General features: G+C 29.2%; 18 protein-coding genes and 9 tRNA genes (1 of these 27 running past the window's edge). 2 read left to right on the top strand and 25 right to left on the bottom strand.

Going from position 1 to position 20,123, the window contains the following annotated elements; all coding sequences use genetic code 11:
• From psyc5s11_RS02345 to psyc5s11_RS02280, 14 genes are all read right to left on the bottom strand, one after another.
• Positions 1-1,557, bottom strand: the 5' portion of a protein-coding gene (locus psyc5s11_RS02345; protein ID WP_224036041.1) for a M13 family metallopeptidase. It extends 504 nt beyond the left edge of the window; the window shows 1,557 of its 2,061 coding nt (coding positions 1-1,557); it begins with the start codon at positions 1,555-1,557; the stop codon falls past the left edge of the window.
• Positions 1,558-1,866: 309 nt separating this feature from the next.
• On the bottom strand, positions 1,867-2,076 hold the full coding sequence (locus tag psyc5s11_RS02340; RefSeq protein WP_224036040.1) for a DUF350 domain-containing protein: 210 nt from the start codon (positions 2,074-2,076) through the stop codon (positions 1,867-1,869).
• A gap of 187 nt (positions 2,077-2,263) precedes the next feature.
• The gene (locus tag psyc5s11_RS02335; protein WP_224036039.1) at positions 2,264-4,732 is read right to left on the bottom strand and encodes a glutathionylspermidine synthase family protein; all 2,469 of its coding nucleotides are present in this window, start codon (positions 4,730-4,732) and stop codon (positions 2,264-2,266) included.
• Positions 4,733-4,842: 110 nt separating this feature from the next.
• Complete coding sequence (locus tag psyc5s11_RS02330) at positions 4,843-5,193, bottom strand: hypothetical protein (RefSeq protein WP_224036038.1); 351 nt, start codon at positions 5,191-5,193, stop codon at positions 4,843-4,845.
• Positions 5,194-5,195: 2 nt separating this feature from the next.
• The gene (locus psyc5s11_RS02325; RefSeq protein ID WP_224036037.1) at positions 5,196-5,822 is read right to left on the bottom strand and encodes a normocyte-binding protein; all 627 of its coding nucleotides are present in this window, start codon (positions 5,820-5,822) and stop codon (positions 5,196-5,198) included.
• A gap of 6 nt (positions 5,823-5,828) precedes the next feature.
• Entirely contained in the window at positions 5,829-6,212 is a 384-nt protein-coding gene (locus psyc5s11_RS02320; RefSeq protein ID WP_224036036.1) for a hypothetical protein, read from the bottom strand.
• 547 nt (positions 6,213-6,759) lie between these two features.
• Positions 6,760-6,936 carry a 30S ribosomal protein S21 gene (gene rpsU / locus psyc5s11_RS02315; protein ID WP_158519182.1) on the bottom strand — a complete coding sequence of 59 codons (177 nt, stop codon included), beginning with the start codon at positions 6,934-6,936 and terminating at the stop codon, positions 6,760-6,762.
• 344 nt (positions 6,937-7,280) lie between these two features.
• A complete protein-coding gene (locus tag psyc5s11_RS02310) occupies positions 7,281-7,694 on the bottom strand; it encodes a response regulator (RefSeq protein WP_224036035.1) in 414 nt (137 codons plus the stop codon).
• 12 nt (positions 7,695-7,706) lie between these two features.
• Entirely contained in the window at positions 7,707-10,388 is a 2,682-nt protein-coding gene (locus psyc5s11_RS02305; RefSeq protein ID WP_224036034.1) for a PAS domain S-box protein, read from the bottom strand.
• 16 nt (positions 10,389-10,404) lie between these two features.
• Positions 10,405-10,875 carry a chemotaxis protein CheD gene (locus psyc5s11_RS02300; RefSeq protein WP_224036033.1) on the bottom strand — a complete coding sequence of 157 codons (471 nt, stop codon included), beginning with the start codon at positions 10,873-10,875 and terminating at the stop codon, positions 10,405-10,407.
• A gap of 109 nt (positions 10,876-10,984) precedes the next feature.
• Positions 10,985-12,721, bottom strand: coding sequence for a methyl-accepting chemotaxis protein (locus tag psyc5s11_RS02295; protein WP_224036032.1), 1,737 nt, complete (start codon positions 12,719-12,721; stop codon positions 10,985-10,987).
• Positions 12,722-12,734: 13 nt separating this feature from the next.
• Positions 12,735-13,232 carry a chemotaxis protein CheW gene (locus psyc5s11_RS02290; RefSeq protein ID WP_224036031.1) on the bottom strand — a complete coding sequence of 166 codons (498 nt, stop codon included), beginning with the start codon at positions 13,230-13,232 and terminating at the stop codon, positions 12,735-12,737.
• A gap of 177 nt (positions 13,233-13,409) precedes the next feature.
• On the bottom strand, positions 13,410-14,006 hold the full coding sequence (locus psyc5s11_RS02285; protein WP_224036030.1) for a TetR/AcrR family transcriptional regulator: 597 nt from the start codon (positions 14,004-14,006) through the stop codon (positions 13,410-13,412).
• A 235-nt stretch (positions 14,007-14,241) separates the two neighbouring features.
• On the bottom strand, positions 14,242-16,950 hold the full coding sequence (locus tag psyc5s11_RS02280; protein ID WP_224036029.1) for a PAS domain S-box protein: 2,709 nt from the start codon (positions 16,948-16,950) through the stop codon (positions 14,242-14,244).
• A gap of 327 nt (positions 16,951-17,277) precedes the next feature.
• On the opposite strand from psyc5s11_RS02280, the gene psyc5s11_RS02275 reads away from it, so the two are divergent.
• Positions 17,278-17,436: a hypothetical protein gene (locus psyc5s11_RS02275; protein ID WP_224036028.1), complete on the top strand. Its 159-nt coding sequence runs from the start codon at positions 17,278-17,280 to the stop codon at positions 17,434-17,436.
• 80 nt (positions 17,437-17,516) lie between these two features.
• Here psyc5s11_RS02275 and psyc5s11_RS02270 read toward each other — a convergent pair whose 3' ends face one another.
• Both psyc5s11_RS02270 and psyc5s11_RS02265 read right to left on the bottom strand, forming a co-directional pair.
• Positions 17,517-17,678: a hypothetical protein gene (locus psyc5s11_RS02270; RefSeq protein ID WP_224036027.1), complete on the bottom strand. Its 162-nt coding sequence runs from the start codon at positions 17,676-17,678 to the stop codon at positions 17,517-17,519.
• A gap of 249 nt (positions 17,679-17,927) precedes the next feature.
• Positions 17,928-18,806, bottom strand: coding sequence for a hypothetical protein (locus psyc5s11_RS02265; RefSeq protein WP_224036026.1), 879 nt, complete (start codon positions 18,804-18,806; stop codon positions 17,928-17,930).
• 157 nt (positions 18,807-18,963) lie between these two features.
• Here psyc5s11_RS02265 and psyc5s11_RS02260 point away from each other — a divergent pair, with 157 nt between their 5' ends.
• Complete coding sequence (locus psyc5s11_RS02260) at positions 18,964-19,158, top strand: tyrosine-type recombinase/integrase (protein WP_311196437.1); 195 nt, start codon at positions 18,964-18,966, stop codon at positions 19,156-19,158.
• Between the two features lie 62 nt (positions 19,159-19,220).
• On the opposite strand, the gene psyc5s11_RS02255 is transcribed toward psyc5s11_RS02260, so the two are convergent.
• The 9 genes from psyc5s11_RS02255 to psyc5s11_RS02215 all read right to left on the bottom strand — a co-directional run bounded on the left by psyc5s11_RS02255 (position 19,221) and on the right by psyc5s11_RS02215 (position 20,119).
• Positions 19,221-19,297: transfer RNA gene (locus psyc5s11_RS02255), tRNA-Arg, on the bottom strand.
• Between the two features lie 45 nt (positions 19,298-19,342).
• Positions 19,343-19,416 (bottom strand) — tRNA-Gly (locus psyc5s11_RS02250).
• 19 nt (positions 19,417-19,435) lie between these two features.
• Positions 19,436-19,510: transfer RNA gene (locus psyc5s11_RS02245), tRNA-Gly, on the bottom strand.
• Positions 19,511-19,515: 5 nt separating this feature from the next.
• Positions 19,516-19,600 (bottom strand) — tRNA-Leu (locus psyc5s11_RS02240).
• Positions 19,601-19,616: 16 nt separating this feature from the next.
• Positions 19,617-19,692: transfer RNA gene (locus tag psyc5s11_RS02235), tRNA-Lys, on the bottom strand.
• Positions 19,693-19,697: 5 nt separating this feature from the next.
• Positions 19,698-19,772: transfer RNA gene (locus psyc5s11_RS02230), tRNA-Gln, on the bottom strand.
• 67 nt (positions 19,773-19,839) lie between these two features.
• Positions 19,840-19,915: transfer RNA gene (locus psyc5s11_RS02225), tRNA-Lys, on the bottom strand.
• A gap of 23 nt (positions 19,916-19,938) precedes the next feature.
• Positions 19,939-20,012: transfer RNA gene (locus psyc5s11_RS02220), tRNA-Gly, on the bottom strand.
• Between the two features lie 32 nt (positions 20,013-20,044).
• A tRNA-Gly gene (locus psyc5s11_RS02215) sits at positions 20,045-20,119 on the bottom strand.
• Positions 20,120-20,123 lie beyond the last annotated feature (4 nt).

Below are 20,123 nucleotides of genomic sequence, written 5' to 3'. Positions count from 1 at the left end.
ACTTGCATTTTTATCATAAAATGGCGCTTGTAATATCCCTGCTGGAAATACAACTTCGTTGTTTAATGCATTATAATATGCATTCACCGTACAAGCTCCCATATTCCACTCATTTTTATTAACTGGTTTATTTAATTTGGAAAATTGTTTTCTGCTTTGTGCTGTATAAATGTTTATTACATTTTCAATTAAAGAGCCTCCATCCTCATACGAATTAATTTTTATATCGCTATAATCATTCCATTTGTTAGGGTACCCTATTTTTACATTAATGTTTTCTAATTTATTAAGTGCTTCATCTTTTGTTGATTTACTCATCCATGAAATGTTTTGTAATCTATTTTCAAAGTTTTTTATTATTTCTTTTGCCATATTTTCTACATCATCTTTAGAATTTTCATCAAAATATTTATTTACATATAATTTACTTAAAACCTCATTTAATTGGCAATTTGCAAACTTAACTCCAGAGAATTCATTTAAGTCCATTAAATCCACTCCATAGAATATTTTTCGGAGTTCATTGCTTGCTTTTCTATGTTCAGAAGTTAAATAATTATCTGTATTTAATAACACGCTTGTTTTCAAGAAAATCTTCATATTATCTATATTATCTTCAGTTATAAATGAATTTACCACTTTTAATTCTTCAGGGTTTTCTACTATTATTTTTTTTACATTACTTATGTTTAGTTTAGATAATAATTCACATAAATCTATATTAGGTATCAATTCCTTTAGTTTATCACTGGTATATTCATTATATGATTTTTGTATTCTATTATCGTCCTTGGCTTCTTCTTCAGAAGATGGTATCTTTTGAGCAATATTATTTTCAATATCATAAAAAACTTCTGCATTTGTTCTTGCTATGCTTTCATCTTCTCCATATAAAGTATGTAATTTAGTTAAATATTTAATATAGACTTGTTTTATGTTTTCACTTTTGTTGCTAGTATCTTTATAATAAAATGAATTACCTAATCCAAGATTGCTACGTGATATATATAAGACATTAATATCAGTGTTTTTATAATCAGGACCAACACCTAAATTAATTAATGATTGAAAATATGAAAATTCGTTTTCACTTAATATATTTTTCAAATCCTTTAGCGTTTTGATCTTGTCAATTTTATTTATATATTTTTCTATAGGCTTTATTCCTAACTTATTTCTTTTTTCCATATCCAAATAATTGTTATATAAATTTAAAATTTTCAATTCATCACTATTTTTATCATATGCATCTTTATTTTTTTGTATATCTAATATTGTACTATGTATATCTTCATTCACTTTTCCGCATACTTCTTCGAAGGTTCCATAAGAAACATATCCATTTTCAAGTTTTGTATTTGATAACCATTCCTTATTTACTGCATTATAAAAATCATCTTGTACTCTAATATCTTGTTTAAATTCTACTGCGTTACTACTTGCACTACTCTCTATATTAAATTCTGAGCTATATGCAACATTATTTATATTCATTGACATACTTAAAATAAAAACTGTTGTTAGTGATGTTATTTTCTTTAGTAAATTATCTTTCATAGTCTCCCCCTCTTACATTGTTAATTCAACTCCTATTGATTGTATTTAAATTTTATAATTCTTTTATAAAGTCTATAACCCATAAAATCGAGTTATTCTTGGTCATATTTTCTTTTAATTCTCTATTAGTATTATTTAATTTATTGCTACAAATAATACATGATTTTTAAAAAATAAAATCAAATATTATAGTTTTAATTTTTTACACAAAAAAACACCTCAAAAATACTTCTATTTCTAAGGTGTTTTACTTATAATTTTATTATTCTTTAAAAACATGTACAATTATTGGCATCAAGTAAAATCTAATTAAGATACTACTCCAGCAATTATAATTCCAATAGCAATCATAAATCCTGCTATAACAATAGCCATAGCAACATTCTTTTCTTTTAGCTCTTGATTAAAATCAAGTCTAGTTAATACTTTATCAAAAAACCAGTATCCAAACACTAAAAGTAAAATCCCTATAAAACCAAATACAATACTTATTCCAACATTATTTAAAACACCATTCATTAAAATCTTCCTCCTTTTATTTATTATTTGCTAGAAACCCAACTCACACTCACGCGCTGATCAAGTTCTGAGAGCACAATCATAGATTGCACCGTGTAAAGTTCTGCTAAGCAATAAGTATGTTAACTAGCAGAACTAGTTAACTAAGTTCGAATAAATAAATACAAGATTTCGATTCTCACTTATCTCACTTATCCAGCTTAATATATGTAGACATATATGTAGCATTCTTATTAGTTATAAAATCACCCATTCTCGTAAATAGTCCCGATGGTTTATCATCTGTTATATATACCCCTATTACTGGGAATTGATATTTACTATATTCTTTTATTGTTGAATAAACGCTTCCATATAAAGGCTTATTATTGACTCTATTTTGAAATACAATATCCTCTTGTTCTTGGCTCACTCCATCATAACTCAACTCAATGCCTGCACCTTCTCTCGAAAGATATGGCTTGATTACACAATCAGAAGAAAGCTTCTTATCAGGTTCTAAGCATGTATAAGGTATATATTTCAAAATAAAATTTTCATCTTGTTCAGAAAAAAATTCCTTCCCCATAAGCTCATGAATTACTGCAAAAAGTGCCTTAGATTGAGTTATTAATGTATGTCCAGGATTTATTAAATAGTCTCCGGAATTTAAAGGTTCAATTATCTTCTTCATTTCTTCCTCATAATAAAACCAATCTAATGGATAATGTCTATATATAGCATTAATTTCTTTTCCATAAAGATAAAGTTCATTATTGGTTACCTTCAAATCATATATATTTCCAAAGACAATATTATATTCTTTTAATTCCTCTAATATTTGAGCTATCAATTTGCTTGTATATATATCTTCATAATACCACGAAGTCACAACTGCAACATTTTTTATTTTTTTATTTTTTTTGAGCTCTTTTAATATGGACGAAAATGTTTCCCTTATATGATTTTTAAGATTTTCATTAGGATTGTCATATTTAATATTAAGTTTCTCCTTAATTATAGCATTTAGTCCAATAGCTTCAACTAATCCAGCAGGAGTTTCTGAATTAAATTCTAAAATTTTTAGATCTCCGTTGTTATCAATAGCAAAATCTATTCTTCCAAGTGCACAAAGTGCAGAAGTTAATGTCCTAGAAACTAATTTATAAAGATCTTCCGGTATACCTAATATAGGTCCAAAAAGCTCCATATTCTTTTGTATATAAGGATATATTCTTTTTAAAATCTCACAAAATTTATGCGATGCAGAAAATAGTTCTTTATAGAGACTTTCCTTTATAATCACTGAATCTAATGAAATATACTCAGTGATATTTGTGTATGCACCTGTAAATTGATATTTAAATGTGGCTTCCTCTATTATATCATTCCAAACTTCTTTTCTGTTTTTAGGGTTGAACTCTTTTATAAAAATAGAAGAATCTTTAACTCCAAGAGGGCACATCCATGTATAATTATCATTAGTTAAAAAATTCTTACTCCATCTAACTAAAAATCCCTGTGCTTTATAGTTTATCAGATAAACTCCAAAGTTTCCAAACGCTAATGTTGGAATATTCATATTATAAGCACTTGGAGCATAGGTATATTCCTGTTTTATATTGATTAAATTCTGTCTTATATGTATCTTATTACTTTCAGATACAATTTTCATTTGCTCATTCCACTTTTCTTGTGTATAAAGCTTGCCAATATAAACTTCTTGACTATATCTACCTAATGAGGATTTAATAACATATTTATCTTTATTCGTTATCACCTCTTCTGTATCACTTGGTTTTAATATTTCTGTATATGGAATACATTTACTAATAATCATCTTATCTTTTAAAGAAAGAAGCTTAGAGTCTTCTCTTACTAAATTCCACAAATAAGCAAAGAATCCTTTTGCTTGAATAGCAATAATTCTAGGATCATTTATTAATAAAACATTACCTTTATTGGCACACTCTAAAATTTCATTTATATTAGAAATTTCATAGAAAAACTCTGTAGGAAATAATCTTAATATTATAGGTAACTTAATATCAGAATACCCATAAACGTATTCATCCTTAACAGATAAATTACTTGGTCCAACCTGTACTATATTAATATTTGTATTTTTTAAAATATGTTTGAAATAATAACTATGATGTAATTCTTCATAATGACAAGGGTCCATTAAGAATCCCACATTAATTTTCTCTTCACTGTTAGAATAACTACCACAAATTTTTAACAATTCTTTAATAACATTATCTATAAATTCTACATTTAGATTTCCATCAAAATTACTTTTTCCTGCTAAATGCATTTCTTTTTGTCCACAAGGCTTGTCATAATTAAATTCAGCAAAATAAATATTATTCTGTTCATCTCTAAAAGTATCATATCTCGTCCAAAACATTGGAGCTATAGGACATTTTAAATTGAATATTTTATCTTTAAATAAAAAATCATCAAAATAATTTAATGCATCCTTATGTATTCCTGTAATCTCTTGTAATATTCCTAAAGAAATTCTATTTATTTCTTCACTATAAAACACCATTTCATTATAGGTATCTTTATCAAAATAAAAAGGTATTTGTGAATGGACATACTCTTCCCCTAAAGAACTTACCATATAATTATCAAATAAAACATCCTCAGTGTATTTAATTTGTTTCTCCATGTAATAAATCACTTCCCATAACAAAGACTATTTTCTTTTCAATTGTCCATTATAATACTTTAACTATAAATTTTATTAGTCTTCAAAACTCGAAGCTTTTTTAATTCATCTTAACTAGAAGAACTTCCACCCTTTGCACCAGAGTATCCTGAAGATTTTCCACTTGATGAGCTTGTTATACCACTTTTACTACCACTTGAAGAATCACTATTTACAGAAGCATCGCTATTAGAAGACTTTGCACCAGATGAACCTCCACTAAAACTATTCCAGCCTCCATAATAACCTCCACCGCTAAACCCATTTCCATTAACAGTTCCTTCTTCTTCTTCCTTTTGTTTTTCTTGTGGATTATAACATCCTCCCAATCCAAATGGTCCACTAACTAAAAATGCTGTAGCTACAGCTATAGATAGTGCTCTTTTTTTATTTTCCTTTACTATTTGCCCAAAATCTTTCATTATCACATCACCTTTATTATTTGTACCCTCATGTCCTTATTTATAAAATTTACATAATCATTTAAGTCTTCCTTTATATTATCTTTAGTCAAAATAATAACCTTACTGTACTCTAGTTCTTTTAACACATTGATACCCGGAATATCATCTTCCCCTATACCATATTGATTATTTAATTTATCCTTTAAATCATTAGTCCAAAGCTTATCATTATATCTATCATAAGGAATTAACATAACAAACTTCTTACTATTTATCTTTTTTAATTCCAATCCATTATTTATCAATTTATTAATATTATCTTTATTCCCTATTATTCCAAAAGGATGAAATAATAAATTAACGTTTAAAATTGGTTTTATAGAATATTCATTATTTAGGACTAATGCTAAATTTAAAATTTCATCAAGGGGTAAATCAATTATAAGAAAATTATTTTCATTAATATTTTCCATTATAATATCTACTACTTTTTGATCATATCCATTTATATTTTTTGTCTCTAGGGTAAAATCATCATATGTTTGTAATGAAACAAATGGTGTGCTTCTAAAGAACCCTTGAAACGGGCCTAAATCTGACTTCCATCTTCTATAGACATTTCTTAAATCTATTTCCTGTAGAGTCATATAATCCTACCTTTCATATGTAACAGCATAAATTTCGTCTAAGGATATACAATGTTTAAAACCATCCTCATTTATAAATACTAAATGACTATCCGCACATTCACTCTCACATACTTCACCTTTGAATGTGATTTCAGGCTTAGAATCTTTCCAAGACTTAACATTAGAATATACATTAATCTCTTTAGCATAAGATAAAAAACCATACGAAAGTTTATATATAAAAGCAAAGTTATTTTTTAGGGAAAATACTTGTCTATAATTTTTATAATCTATAACCGTATCAATTACTAGTGCTCCATTATATATAGAATTAACTTCTCCTTCAAGAATTTCTGTGGGCTTGTCATTAAACCATTCATCATAAGTTCTATAAATATAAATTTCCATCTTTACCCTCACACTTGTTTTGCAATTTTAAATTAATAATCATATTATAATATATTTTTTCTTTGCAATGTACTATAACTTATAATTTATTCAAATAGTTATAATTTTTAGAATAAATTATAACAAAAAAATAATGATAATATAAATCATTGTAATTTATATTATCATTGTCTATTTGCTCTTGCTTTCCTAGTTTCCATCCAGTCATTTGATCTACTCACAATTTCAAATCCCATTTTTTATGTACTTTATGTGCATCTTCTGTAATTAAAATCCATTGATAAACATCACACATATGCGGATTTTCTAAAGTATAAGTAATTTCTTAAATATAAAAAGCCTAAGGTAGAAAATTATTCAAAAATCTTTTCTACTTCAGGCTGAAATTTTTATTTTTTATATTCTGATAAATTAAGTAGCTCGTACCTATAAATTTTCGTTTCCCCATGGATACTTCTGAGACATAAATTGTTGAAGTTGCTACTTATCTATAACTAAAATAGTCTAATATCAGAATTGTTAGTACTTGTTAGTAAACTACAATTTACTATTTGAATTTTCTTTTTCTAGCTTCAATTGACTTTTTCTTTCTTTTTACACTTGGTTTTTCATAGTGTTCTCTTTTTTTGACCTCGGCAAGGACTCCAGACATTGAACATTGTTTTTTAAATCTTCTTAATGCTTGCTCTAGAGTTTCATTTTCTCTCAATTTAATTTCTGACATGATTATATCCCTCCCTCCATCACTGTACTGTAAACTATAAATACAATTTACAAATGTGAGCTTCTTAATATTATACAATATTTGCTGAAATTCTGTCAATCCTAAAAAGTTTAATAATTAATTATAAATTTGCTTATTAAAGGTATAATATCATTAAAATCTCAGTGATACTTCATACAATATTATTTTTATAAATTCATCTTATTGAAATGCTCTTTAAATTACTTCAACTCATGCCCGCTCAAAATTATTATTTATCCTAAAATATGAAATAATATGCATACACACATATATCCTATTTAAGGAGGTGATGACTTATGGAGTGAAATCTTTGAAATCATTATTCAATCTCCTGCTGTTCCTTTTTTTATAGCATCTAAATTTTTCATTACTTCAATTAACTTATCGGTGTCAATAGGTTTTGAAGCATAGGCCACACAGTCTAATTCAAATGCCTTATGAACATGTTCGGTATCAGCAAGAGCCGTAATCATTATAATTTTTACTTTCTTGTCAGGCATTATTCCTCTTTGTTTTTCGAAATCTCTTATAGCCTTTAGTACCTTTATACCATCAACTTTAGGCATCATAATATCTAAACATATTACATCATATGGTTCTGTTTCCTTTACAGATATTAAATAGGCATCTAATGCCTCCATACCATCAACAGCTACATCACACTCTCCATATTGAGATAAAAACTTCAATAAAAATCTTCTGCTTGTCATATCATCTTCAGCAATTAATATTTTCATATCCTTTTCCTCCTATAATACTGATTTTTTAAATACTTCAAAAACATAGCTGGCCTTCCGCCCTTTTTCAATTAACATTTCAAAATTACCACGTCTTGTTGCCAATTCTATTTTAAATGCAATAATTTTTAGTTCTTCAATACCAAGCTTATTAGATAAGTCTTTTATTTTATGTGCCAGTGACTCAATCATAAGAAACTCTCTTTTTTCTAAATCATTATTCATAGCGTCTATTGCCTTTGATAATTCATTTAACAAAGGCGAATCTTTCTTATCAAAACTTGGTACTTCTATTTTCTTTAGAACAATATTGCCAACTTCATCTAAGTATATACCTACATCTGATATATCATTATTATATTTATTTGAAGATAAACTTTTCTCTATAGCACTGTATAATTCCTCAATTTTTATGGGTTTTGATACATATTCATCCATGCCATGTGCTAAAAACTTCTCTCGATCACCCTTAAGAGCATAAGCTGTTATTGCTATAATTGGCGTATATTTATTTTTTTCTCTTATCTTTTTAGCTGCTTCAATACCATCCATTACTGGCATTTGAATGTCCATTAAAATGACATCATAGGAATTTTTCAAACACATATCTACGGCCTGAAGCCCATTAACAGCAGTATCCACTAAGTACCCGCGTTCTTTTAATATACGAGTAATAACCATTTGATTTATTTTATCATCTTCAGCTAGCAATATATTATATGGTCTATCAATTTTTTTTAATTCAATTATCTCTTTTGGCTTTGTTTCAATTTTAACACCTATAGCAAACTTAAGAATTAAATAAAATTTACTTCCTATCCCACTTTCACTTTCTACCCATAATCTACCACCCATTATTTCTGATAGTTGTTTGGATATTGCAAGACCCAATCCTGTCCCACCGAATCTTCTAGTGATAGAACCATCTAGCTGACTAAAACTTTTAAATAACATTCCTACATTGTCCTCTGAAATTCCTATTCCTGTATCTTCAACAGAAAATTGAATTTCTAATTCATTATCTTGATTTTTTATTTCTTTAACCTTTATCCGAACTTCCCCTCTCTCAGTAAACTTAATCGCGTTACTTATAAGATTATTAAGTATTTGCTGAAGTCTGCTTGGATCACCAAGTACATATTGAGGAATAGCTAACGAAAATGTATAATTTAGTTCTATTCCTTTTTTAATGGCACTTGGAGAATGGGCTTTTATTGTTTCTTCGATTAAAGATTTAATATCAAAATTAATATTCTCAATAACTAGCTTTTTTGCTTCCATTTTCGAAAAATCTAAAATATCATTGATTACTTTTACTAAAGAATTAGAACAAGATTTCACAATCATAAGATTTTCTTTTTGTTCATCGCTTAACTCTGTGGCTAACGTTAAATCAACCATACCAACTATTCCATTTAAAGGTGTTCTTATTTCGTGACTCATATTGGCTAAAAATTCACTTTTTGTCTTATTCGCAATTTCCGCTACTTCCTTAGCAGCTTTAAGACTACTTTCTACAACTTTTCTTTCAGTTATATCTCTTATAATGCTTATAATAACTCTCTTGCCACCTACATCCGACCCCTTAGCACTTATTTCAACTGGAAACGTACTTCTATCCTTGCGATAATGAACAGTTTCATAAAATATTTCACCTTCATCAATATTTTTAATAAAATCCTGTGTAATTATTCCTTCTGCACGCAAATCCCTTATATTAAGTTTTAAAAATTCTTCATAGGTATAGCCATATGAACTTAATCCTGATTGATTAACATCAATAATATTACCCTCAGTATCGATAAAATGTATAATGTCTCTTACCTTTTCTGAAAGTATTTTATATCTTGTAACATCTTCTTCCTTATTTTTTCTATCTGTTATATCCATTAATACTATAACTGCAGTTCTTTTATTTTCATTAATCATTGGCGTAATACTCATTTTAAGCCAAAGTTCCCTTGCCTTTCTATTTTCAATGAAAGATTTGCTGAATTCAATGTTTGTAGTTGCTATTCCAGATTTTAATGCTAAATTCATACCTATTTTCATCTCACAATTTTCGCATTTTCTGCTGTATCTACATCCTTGTTGATCTGAAAAACTTTCTTGACAAAAAAATGCATCTCCAAACTTTTTGCCTATACTTTGTTCTTCAGTACTATTCAAAAAATCTAGTGCAGCCTCATTAACTCTAGTAATCATTGTATTTTCATTGATAACTATAACCCCAACTGGAGCGGAGTTAAATACTTTCATATAGTTACTTTGTTCCTCTATCAGTTTAAGTTCCATACTTCTAATTTGTGTTATGTCTTTAAAAACTGTTACTGTTCCTGATAAAATTCCTGTTTCTCCCACTATAGGCGAAATATTTACTGATATGTATTTACGAGTTCCACTCTTTGTGATTAAAGCAGATCTTTCTTTCACTCCCGTTGCAGTACCTGCTATAAGCACATTATTAATAGCACTTTCTAACAACTGATTCGTATCAGCATCTATAAGTACAAATATATCATAAAACTTTTTACCAATAACTTCACTTGTAGCCCATCCCATTATTTCTTCTGCAGCAGTATTTAAGAATATAATATTTCCATTTATATCTGTAGCAATTACCCCATCACCTATGCTTGATAGTGTAGTAGCCAAAAAACTATTTTTGCTATCTATAGTCATATTTCGTAGCATATTATACATCCACCACCTATATTTTAATCTGTTGGTAAGAGACGGTTACTTGTCCACAAAACATATCTAACTCAATAGTCCTACTAACATTTTTTCCAGTATCCCTATCATTAAACTTTAAATTCATTTCTTTCAAAATGTTTTTTGATACCTCTAAATTTTTTCTTCCTATATTAAATACATCATCGCTTCTGATAGAGTTTGCACCTCCATAAAGATTTATGACCAGTTCTCCTTTTAGACATCCGTAATATTTAGACATTTGATTTATAAGTGTTGGTATTCCTGTTGATGCATAATAACATGACCTATTATTTTTTTCTTCAATGCTGAGTGGATTAGGCAGTGCTATATGAATCATTCCTCCAACCTTTTTCATGGGGGAATATACAACTACACCTATACATGATGCTAAAGCAAATGTTTTGATGCTATCTTCTATATTGTTTGATATAGCCATTTCTCCTATTCCAATTATCTTCTGCACTTTATAACCTCTTCTCTAATCATAGAATCGATAAGTAGATGTATATTGTCTAGATAGGACTGCTTTTCTACTGCCCCTATTATTACCAGGTACATTTAATGTTTATTTTTTAATATTTACCGAATTCTTGATCACTTAGTGCTATTCTTTTTAATTTTTTTGTAGTAACTGCAGCTTCTCCATAGGACTCATTTTTCAAAAATTCAGTTTGGTTTCTTTTATTACTATTCATATTTTTAAGCATTCTTAGTACTTCTGGACTTAATTCATCCATTCCATTGTAAGAAGAATAATTACTTTTCTTTAACCGAAACCTTGCCACTTGCTCTCTTAATAATTCAGCTTGACTTGATAATTCTTCACTTGCTGCTGCGCTTTCCTCTGATGTTGCTGAATTTGTTTGAACCACTTCAGATACTTGCATAACCCCTTGATTTATTTGTAAAATTCCTATTGCTTGTTCATTTGATGCTACTGCAATATCACTTACTATATTAGAAACCTTAGCCACACCATCAACAATCTTATTAAGTGCCTCTGCTGTTTCAGTTGCTATCTTTGTTCCACCTTTAACTTTCTTTATTGAGCCTTCAATCATATCAGTAGTTTCTTTAGCAGCATTTGCTGAACGTGCTGCTAGATTTCTTACCTCTTCAGCAACTACTGCAAACCCTTTACCGTGTTGTCCTGCTCTAGCAGCCTCTACTGCGGCATTTAAAGCAAGAATATTAGTTTGGAAAGCTATTTCATCTATAACTTTTATAATTTTTGATATATTAGAAGAAGATTCATTTATCTCCTCCATTGCCTTTAGCATTTCTTTCATTTGATTATTTCCCTTAACAGCATTTTCTTTAGCAATCTCTGCTAATTGGTTGGCTTCATTTGCATTATTAGCATTTAATCTAGTCTGTGCTGAAATCTCTTCAATTGAAGCAGTTAATTGTTCAATAGAACTTGCTTGTTCTGTAGCCCCTTGTGATAACTCTATACTTGAATCTGAAACTTGTTTAGAGCCTGTAGCCACCTGTTCAGATGCTGTATTTATATTCCCCATAACTTCATTTATATTGTTTGACATTTCTCTAAATGAAGATGCTAGAATTCCAACTTCATCTCTAGTATCAATATTTATAGTTACATCAAGGTCACCATTTGCTATTTTATTAGCAGCATTCATAAGTTCTTTTATAGGCTTGCTAATTATCTTTGCAACAAATAATCCAAGAACTGCAGCAACAACCATTGCTAATATAACAACACTTATCATTACTATTACCGTGCTATTTGTATCATTTGAATATTGATCAGACATTTGATTACCAGTTGTTGATTTAAGACTAAATAGTTTATTTATATCATCGGCAACATCCTTTACTATGGGTGCTAGCTCGGTGTAAAATAATGCTTTAGCTTGATCAGATTGATCCGCAATTACTAAACTTATAACCTTATCTCTACCTGTACTATACTTTTCAATTTCATCGGATAAATTTTTGAAAGTTACACGGCCTTCCTCTGTAGTTATCGATTTTTGAACAGTACTTAATTGTTCTTTCATTTTTTTGTCTGCTTCTTTTATCTTATCAATATTTTCACTTCTCTTGTTTGTATCTTCTAAGAAAATGACATCTCTTATAGTGCTTCTTGTCTCATTAAATGTAATTCCTAATTGACCAACATCCCCTTGTGCTACACCAAAGTTTATAAATAAATCTGAATATTTTGTGTTGATGCTTTTTATATTAGTTATACCTACAACACCAACTATACCTGCAAGTATTGAAACCAATATAAACGTGGAAACAAGTTTTGTACTTATCTTTAAATCATAAAACCACTTCATTTATTTTTCCCCCTTAATTTATACTCTCTAAATTTTGAATTTCATCACTACTTAGCAACTTATCACAGTCAAGTAAAAGTTTAACTTCATTTTTCACTTTACCTATACCTTTTATGTATTTATTCCCAAGTTCCTTGTTTAAGTCAGGTGGCTTAACTATATCTTGATCCTGTATTGATATGACCTCTGAAACAGCATCCACTATAAGCCCTACTGAAATATCCTTAGTTTCTACAACAACTATACATGTTCTATCATTGTATTCTCTAAATGGCTTTCTAAATCTTAATCTTACATCCATAACCGGTATTATCTTTCCGCGAAGATTTATAATTCCTCTTATGTACTCTGGTAATTCTGGCACTTCTGTTATCTCTTGAACACCTATTATTTCAGTAACATATTTAATATCTAATCCGTAAGCTTCACTTCCTAATGTGAAAGTTAAATATTTTCCCTTTTGAGTATCCTCTTCCTGATCAATTACCAATTGTTCAATAACATTAGACATATTCTTTTACTCCCTTCTAGTGCTATTTATATTTTCTCTATGATTTTTCATCTTTTCCAAAACACTAACTTCATAAAAACTACTGCCACAATAACCATATCTCAAATAGTGGAAACGTTTATATTTTAAGGCTTATCTTCTCTAATAAAATAACTCTTTTATACAATGTGCACTACTTTATTTATTCTTTTCTAAAAAAGCATTCAATAACATATCAAGCATTTCTAGTGTTCTATCCTTAATGGAAAAATTAAATTCTGTTTTTCTCCATTTTAGGCAGATTTCTCGGCTCCCCCCAGTAATTAAATCTTCAAGTAATTCACTACTAATATCTGCTTTTATTATTCCATTTTTTTGTCCTTCTTTAACTGTTTCAATAATAAAGTTTGAACGTTTATTTATAATCAATCTTACCTTATCAGATAATTCAGGATCACGCATTAAACTATCATAGGCTTGGATTAGTGCAGTGATTGCTGGATAATTTTCATAGTATTCAGCATAAGAACATACGAAATGTCTAATATTTTCAATTGGACTAAGCTCTCTTTTCATACTAGTTTCTATAATAGCATTATCAAACTGACTAAAGTGATCAATTACTCCAATCATAATTTCAGTTTTATTCTTAAAATGTCTAAATAATGTTCCTTCAGAAACGCCTTCACGTTTAGCAATTAGTTTAGTTGAAAGATTTTGAAGGCCAACCTCATTTAAAACCCCTATTGTAGAAATTATTATACTTTCTCTTCTATGTAATAAAGATATTCCCATATACTACCTCCATGCGGAGTGAATACTTACTCCTCTAACCATAATTGTATCATTTTATATATTTATGTCAATACATATGATTTTTTGAGTATATATGTATATTTTTCCTCTATTAAGCGCTGTGTCATATTTTGTAAAAATCAAAATAACATAAAAGCCTACAGTAGAAATTTATATAAAATTTTTTTTCTACTTTAGGCTAAAACTTTTGACATTATCATCAACTTAACAGAATCTATTTAATCACTTGGTTAATAATATTTTGTAATTTTGTTAAATCTATAGGTTTACTTATATAATCATCCATACCAGCAATCAATGCATGTTCTTTATCTCTTTCCATAGCATATGCAGTTGTAGCTATAATTGGCGTATGTTCACTTGTCAACTTTTCTTTCTCTCTAATAATCTTAGTAAGATCAAATCCACTCATTTCTGGCATTTGTATATCCATTAATATTAAATCAAACTCATTATTCTCTAATATTTCTAATGCTTCTTTCCCATTTTGAGCCACAGAAATATTCCAATTCTTCATCTTGCATATTTGTTTAATTAGCAATTGGCTTACATAGTCATCTTCAACAAGAAGAATATTTCTATTTTTTAGTACTTTCTTATCTTTTTCATTATTTTGAATAGCTAAATTTTCTTGTTGTTGATTTTTTATACCTGCCCAAAATGTAAAATAGAATGTACTCCCTTTATCAATCTCACTTTCAACACAGATTTCGCCACCCATAATTTCTACCAATCTTTTAGAAATAGCAAGACCTAAACCAGCTCCCTGAAATGACTTTGTTTTTGTATCATCAAGCTGTGTAAAATAATTGAATAGTTTCGGTATATCTTCTTCCTTAATACCAATTCCCTCATCACTAATAGAAATCATTAATTCAACCTTATTTTCCACTACTTTTACTTTCTTAATTGAAAATTCAATTTGTCCCATTCCAGTAAATTTAATAGCATTTCCAATCAAATTAGTAATGACTTGTGTCAACTTGATACTATCTACGCATATTTCTTCTGGAACATCATCATTTATTATAATTTTAAAGCTTATGTTTTTATTTTTTGTTATAGGACTAAAAAGTGCGTCTATCCTTCTGATCATACTATGAATATTCATATTTTCTGGTTTAAGTTCAACTTTTCCAGCTTCTATTTTTGATAAATCAAGTATATCATTTATAATTTTCAATAATACATTTGAAGATAACTTTATGATATTAACCATTTCCTTTTGCTCATCGGTTAAATCACCAAATAAAAGTAGTTCTGACATTCCCATAATACCATTCATAGGTGTTCTTATTTCATGACTCATATTAGCAAGAAACTGGCTTTTCGCCATGTTAGCAGAATCTGCTTCTATCTTTGATTTTCTAAGTTCATCTTCAATTTCCATTCTTTCAGCGATTTCTTTTTCCAAAGTAGCATTAATGATTGACAATTCATTATTAGCTTTTTCAGCCTGCTCTTTAGCTTCTAATATAGCCTTTTCAGCCCTGTGCTTTTCTGTTTTATCAAGACCCAACGAGATGGTTCCAACAAGATTTCCTTCATTATCATGAAGCATGGTATTATGCCATTCGCAGAATAATATAGTTCCATCTTTTGTAATATTCTCATTTGATGTAATTTGATTTGTTCCCGAATCAAGTAAATTTTGAGCCACATCAGTTATTGAAGGTTTTATATCTGCTGGTATTAGCAAATCTACAAATCGTTTTCCTAGAACCTCTTCCTTTGACCACCCGAAGACTTCTTCTCCTCTTTTGTTCCAGTCTACAAATCTGAAGTCTTTATCCCATATTCCAAAAACAAGCGGAGAATTCTCGTAAACGCTATGATATAGTTCTTCACTCTTTTTTAAAGCTCTTTGTAATTTTATTTCTTCAGTTATATCAAAAGCAAAACCTATAATACCTATTATGTCACCATTTCTATTAAACATAGGGACTTTGTCAGTTCTAGCCCACTTTTCACCTTCTACTGTAATTACCCTCTCAATAATATTTCTTTTCGCTAAGCCAGTCGCTATTACTTCATTATCATCTTTTGTGTACTGCTCCATATCTCCAATAGGAAAAAGTTCATAAATACTTTTGCTTATAAGTATTTCCTTCGCAATACCGATACTGTTAACATAATTATCATTAACCCATATAAACCTATTATCCAGATTCTTATAGAAAATCATTCCAGTAAAGCCATCTAAGAAGTTCTTATATTCAAAAGTAAGATCTAATATCTCATCTTCCACTTGCACACTCTTTTTAATATTATCAAGTAAACGCATCAATTCCATTTTAGCACGCTCTGGCTTAAAATATTCTTCTGAAGAAATGTAGTAAGGGTTTTTAAATACCTCATCCTCATAAACAACTTTAGGATAGGTACTTATGATAGTTTTTATACGATCAGGCAAAAACTTATTAATATCGTACTGACAAATCTTTATTATGTCGAGTTTTTCTATAACATCGTTTATTTTAAATTCATATTCTATGAACTTTTCAGTATCATTAATCACGCCTAAAATCCAATTCATTTCATTGATTATTCTCAAACCTTTGTAGCCTTTTCTTTTTGCTTCATATAATATATCTTTAAAAACTTTCACTAAATTAGTAGAATCACAGTATCCAAATTGCATGTACACGTCTTTCGCATTTGACATTATTAAAATCCCTTGTTCTTTAGCACTAGTTACATCTAGCCCTCTTGTTTCAAGAAACTTACATATATCTTCTTCTTTGCTTTCTTCAACTAGGCAAATGCACACTTCCTTATTATCAATACCTGTATTAATCTGAGCTTCTATCATTTTGTATTGTTCATCTATACTTGAATAAATAAAACATGCTTGATCGTGAAGGCTTAACGCCTCAATTTTTTTTGAATTTTTAGACTTTATACCGTTGAATCTGCTTTCCATCTTAAGCCTCCCAAATGAATTTAACTTTTATTCTATATAAAAATATCTTATAAAATTAAACAACTTTATTTAATAATATCATAAAATACTTATTTGATTAATAATTTTAATTTGTCTAGCCTATGGCTTCGTGAATTTATTTTTATTTAATCTATAATCATTGTTCATATCCTTCTCAATCTCTACCACATAATCCTTACACATTTCATACAGCCTTGAGCTAACAGCCTATCAACAGAAAATTCACTGGGGCTACTGTTTTCCCTAAAGAGGATGAAGAAACTAAGTTAAATAAGGTTAGTAAAGTTCATGATTTGAGACATACATATGCTAGAAGACTTTTTGAACTTGCTTGGTGAAAAACCTAAGACAGTACAAGAATTATTTGACCATAGCGATACCTCAGTTACTCTCGTAATATATACTCATGCATTAGAAATTATGAAAGTAATAGAAGTTTCAAAATTAGATGATTTATATATATAAATGCAGACTAATTAATACCTGTATTTTTTATATAGTTTTTATAAGGGGCAAAATAAAAATACCAACACTTTAGTCTTTTACTAAAGTGTTGGTATTACTAGTTTTATGGTGCACTTGGTGAGATTCGAACTCATGACTTCCGGAAACATTGAATATTTTTCTTTAAGAACTGATTTAAACTTTTCAATACTTTCTTTAGGCAATATTGATGTTGTTCTTAAAGTAAGTTTTTCCCTTTTCAATAACTATTCCTCTATGTAATCTATAATCTGCGTGTATAATTGCATTTGCAACTGCTTCTCTAACCGCCTTATGAACCCTTGTATCCTCTTGCCTTATTCCATCAATAGTTCTAAAATGAATATTTAAATTATCTGTTATTTTATTTATAATCTTAAAATTGCTTTATCTTCTATTACTCTAGTTTCAACAGAATTGTTACTTAATATATTAGATTGTGCATAGTAATTGCACTTGCTTTTCTGACTATCCTATTTATTCTCACTAAGTTTCACATAGAAATCAGTTAAATTTGAATTTTTTTCATCAAAATAGAATTTAAATGTGTTTGCCTTAGTTATTATACATATTGTCTGAATACTTCCATATTCTTTATATTTCTCAAATTTTATATCATCTATTTTTTCTATAGGCACATATAAAAAACTATAACTATGTATAACCTTTTTCCCATATTGAATTGGAGTCCCTCTATTTATCACCAATAATTCTCTATCATTTAATAAATGCATTGTACTTAATAGTGACCTTGAACTAATTAGTCCAAATAATTTTGTATTATTTAAATTAATAGTCTGTTGAAATACCATTATAGGAAAAACATCACCATGTAGACCTCTTTGTTTAATAAGGCTTTCGTACAAAGAGTCTATTTCTCCATTTTTATTCTTATCAATTACAGATATACTTTTATATGTATTTTGTGTATATCTATTTCTTATTATTTTCACAAGTTCAAAGATAATTTCTATAGAGACTGCATTATATGGAATAATTATAGTACTGTTTTGTAAATGAATAGTTAATTTACCTAATAGCAGAGATCTATAATTTTCTATACTTTCTACTTCATAATAGTAAAACTTTACTTCTTCAACTTCTTTACCATTACGCTTGAGAATATAACAATAGTCCTCATACATGCCAATAACATAATCATATAAATCCATATCAGGTTTAGCTTTTCTTCTTTCTATATCCCTAGGTATTTTTATTAATATTAAATAATCATTATTTTCCTTATAATAGGGAAAAAATAATGATGGCATTGGATTTTTCTCAGTTATTTTGTAAATCCAAGGGCCAAAAGCATCATATTCACTTACTATAAATTTATCTGCTTGTCCCACTTTATTAACACCCCATACTTTCTTAATAAATTTTAGCTAAAACAATATAATGTTAACATAATGTACTATAATAGTTTATTTTTCAATAATACTATATTAGCAGAATTTGGAATCGCTTTCAATTATTAAATAAATCTATGTTGTCTAAACAATATAAATTAAAATAATAAAGCCTAGAAAATTTCATGATTTGAGACATACTTATGCCACTAAACAATTCGAAAATGATATCCCCTTAAAAACTGTCTCCAATTTATTAGGCCATAGTACTATAAAAATGACAGCAGATACCTACACTCATGTACTAAAAAGGCATAAAGATAAGAGCATTGATATACTTGACTCTCTCTAGTGTGGGAAAATAACAAATACCAACGATTTGAATTTCTCTAAACCGTTGGTATTACTAACATATGGTGCACTTGGTGAGATTCGAACTCACGACTTCTGGATTCGAAGTCCAACGCTCTATCCAACTGAACTACAAGTGCATAATATTTGTATATAAATAAAAACAACTGTAAACAGTTGTTTATTGGAGCGGGTAGTCGGAATCGAACCGACCTTTCCAGCTTGGAAGGCTGGAGTATTACCGATATACGATACCCGCATGTATATTTAAATGTAAATGGAGCGGAAAACGAGATTCGAACTCGCAGCCTCCACCTTGGCAAGGTGGCACTCTACCGTTGAGTCATTTCCGCTCATTTGGTGCAGATGAAGAGAGTCGAACTCTTACACCGTAAGGCGCTAGATCCTAAGTCTAGTGCGTCTGCCAATTCCGCCACACCTGCATAATAGTTATTAAATTGGTGGCTTACCCGGGAATCGAACCCGGGACACCATGATTAAAAGTCATGTGCTCTACCAACTGAGCTAGTAAACCATAAATGGCTGGGATGGCAGGATTCGAACCTGCGCATAACAGAGTCAAAGTCTATTGCCTTACCGCTTGGCGACATCCCATTAAATGGAATGAACCATAGAGTTTATTCCACATATTCTAACAATTTGTTAGAGATATATTTACCACTGGTGCGCTATCAGGGATTCGAACCCTGGACACCCTGATTAAGAGTCAGGTGCTCTACCAACTGAGCTAATAACGCATATTATTTTGTAAATATATAAATGGAGCGGGTAGTGAGAATCGAACTCACCTTTCCAGCTTGGAAGGCTGGAGTATTACCGATATACGATACCCGCACATACAGTTTGTCTTATATACCAAATGTAATTGGAGCGAAAAACGGGATTTGAACCCGCAGCCTCCACCTTGGCAAGGTGGCACTCTACCGTTGAGTCATTTCCGCTCAT

Origin of the sequence: Clostridium gelidum (assembly GCF_019977655.1) — a bacterium.
GTDB lineage: Bacteria > Bacillota > Clostridia > Clostridiales > Clostridiaceae > Clostridium > Clostridium gelidum.
The sequence above is the reverse complement of the archived record's forward strand: the minus strand, read 5'-3'. Positions and strand labels throughout refer to the sequence as shown.

What these genes read in the sequence shown, in the direction of transcription:
- psyc5s11_RS02340 (WP_224036040.1), bottom strand. Translation starts at nt 2,076, where the DNA reads ATGAATGGTGTTTTAAATAATGTTGGAATAAGTATTGTATTTGGTTTT.
- psyc5s11_RS02335 (WP_224036039.1), bottom strand. Translation starts at nt 4,732, where the DNA reads ATGGAGAAACAAATTAAATACACTGAGGATGTTTTATTTGATAATTAT.
- psyc5s11_RS02330 (WP_224036038.1), bottom strand. Translation starts at nt 5,193, where the DNA reads ATGAAAGATTTTGGGCAAATAGTAAAGGAAAATAAAAAAAGAGCACTA.
- psyc5s11_RS02325 (WP_224036037.1), bottom strand. Translation starts at nt 5,822, where the DNA reads ATGACTCTACAGGAAATAGATTTAAGAAATGTCTATAGAAGATGGAAG.
- psyc5s11_RS02320 (WP_224036036.1), bottom strand. Translation starts at nt 6,212, where the DNA reads ATGGAAATTTATATTTATAGAACTTATGATGAATGGTTTAATGACAAG.
- rpsU (WP_158519182.1), bottom strand. Translation starts at nt 6,936, where the DNA reads ATGTCAGAAATTAAATTGAGAGAAAATGAAACTCTAGAGCAAGCATTA.
- psyc5s11_RS02310 (WP_224036035.1), bottom strand. Translation starts at nt 7,694, where the DNA reads ATGAAAATATTAATTGCTGAAGATGATATGACAAGCAGAAGATTTTTA.
- psyc5s11_RS02305 (WP_224036034.1), bottom strand. Translation starts at nt 10,388, where the DNA reads ATGCTACGAAATATGACTATAGATAGCAAAAATAGTTTTTTGGCTACT.
- psyc5s11_RS02295 (WP_224036032.1), bottom strand. Translation starts at nt 12,721, where the DNA reads ATGAAGTGGTTTTATGATTTAAAGATAAGTACAAAACTTGTTTCCACG.
- psyc5s11_RS02290 (WP_224036031.1), bottom strand. Translation starts at nt 13,232, where the DNA reads ATGTCTAATGTTATTGAACAATTGGTAATTGATCAGGAAGAGGATACT.
- psyc5s11_RS02285 (WP_224036030.1), bottom strand. Translation starts at nt 14,006, where the DNA reads ATGGGAATATCTTTATTACATAGAAGAGAAAGTATAATAATTTCTACA.
- psyc5s11_RS02280 (WP_224036029.1), bottom strand. Translation starts at nt 16,950, where the DNA reads ATGGAAAGCAGATTCAACGGTATAAAGTCTAAAAATTCAAAAAAAATT.
- psyc5s11_RS02275 (WP_224036028.1), top strand. Translation starts at nt 17,278, where the DNA reads ATGCTAGAAGACTTTTTGAACTTGCTTGGTGAAAAACCTAAGACAGTA.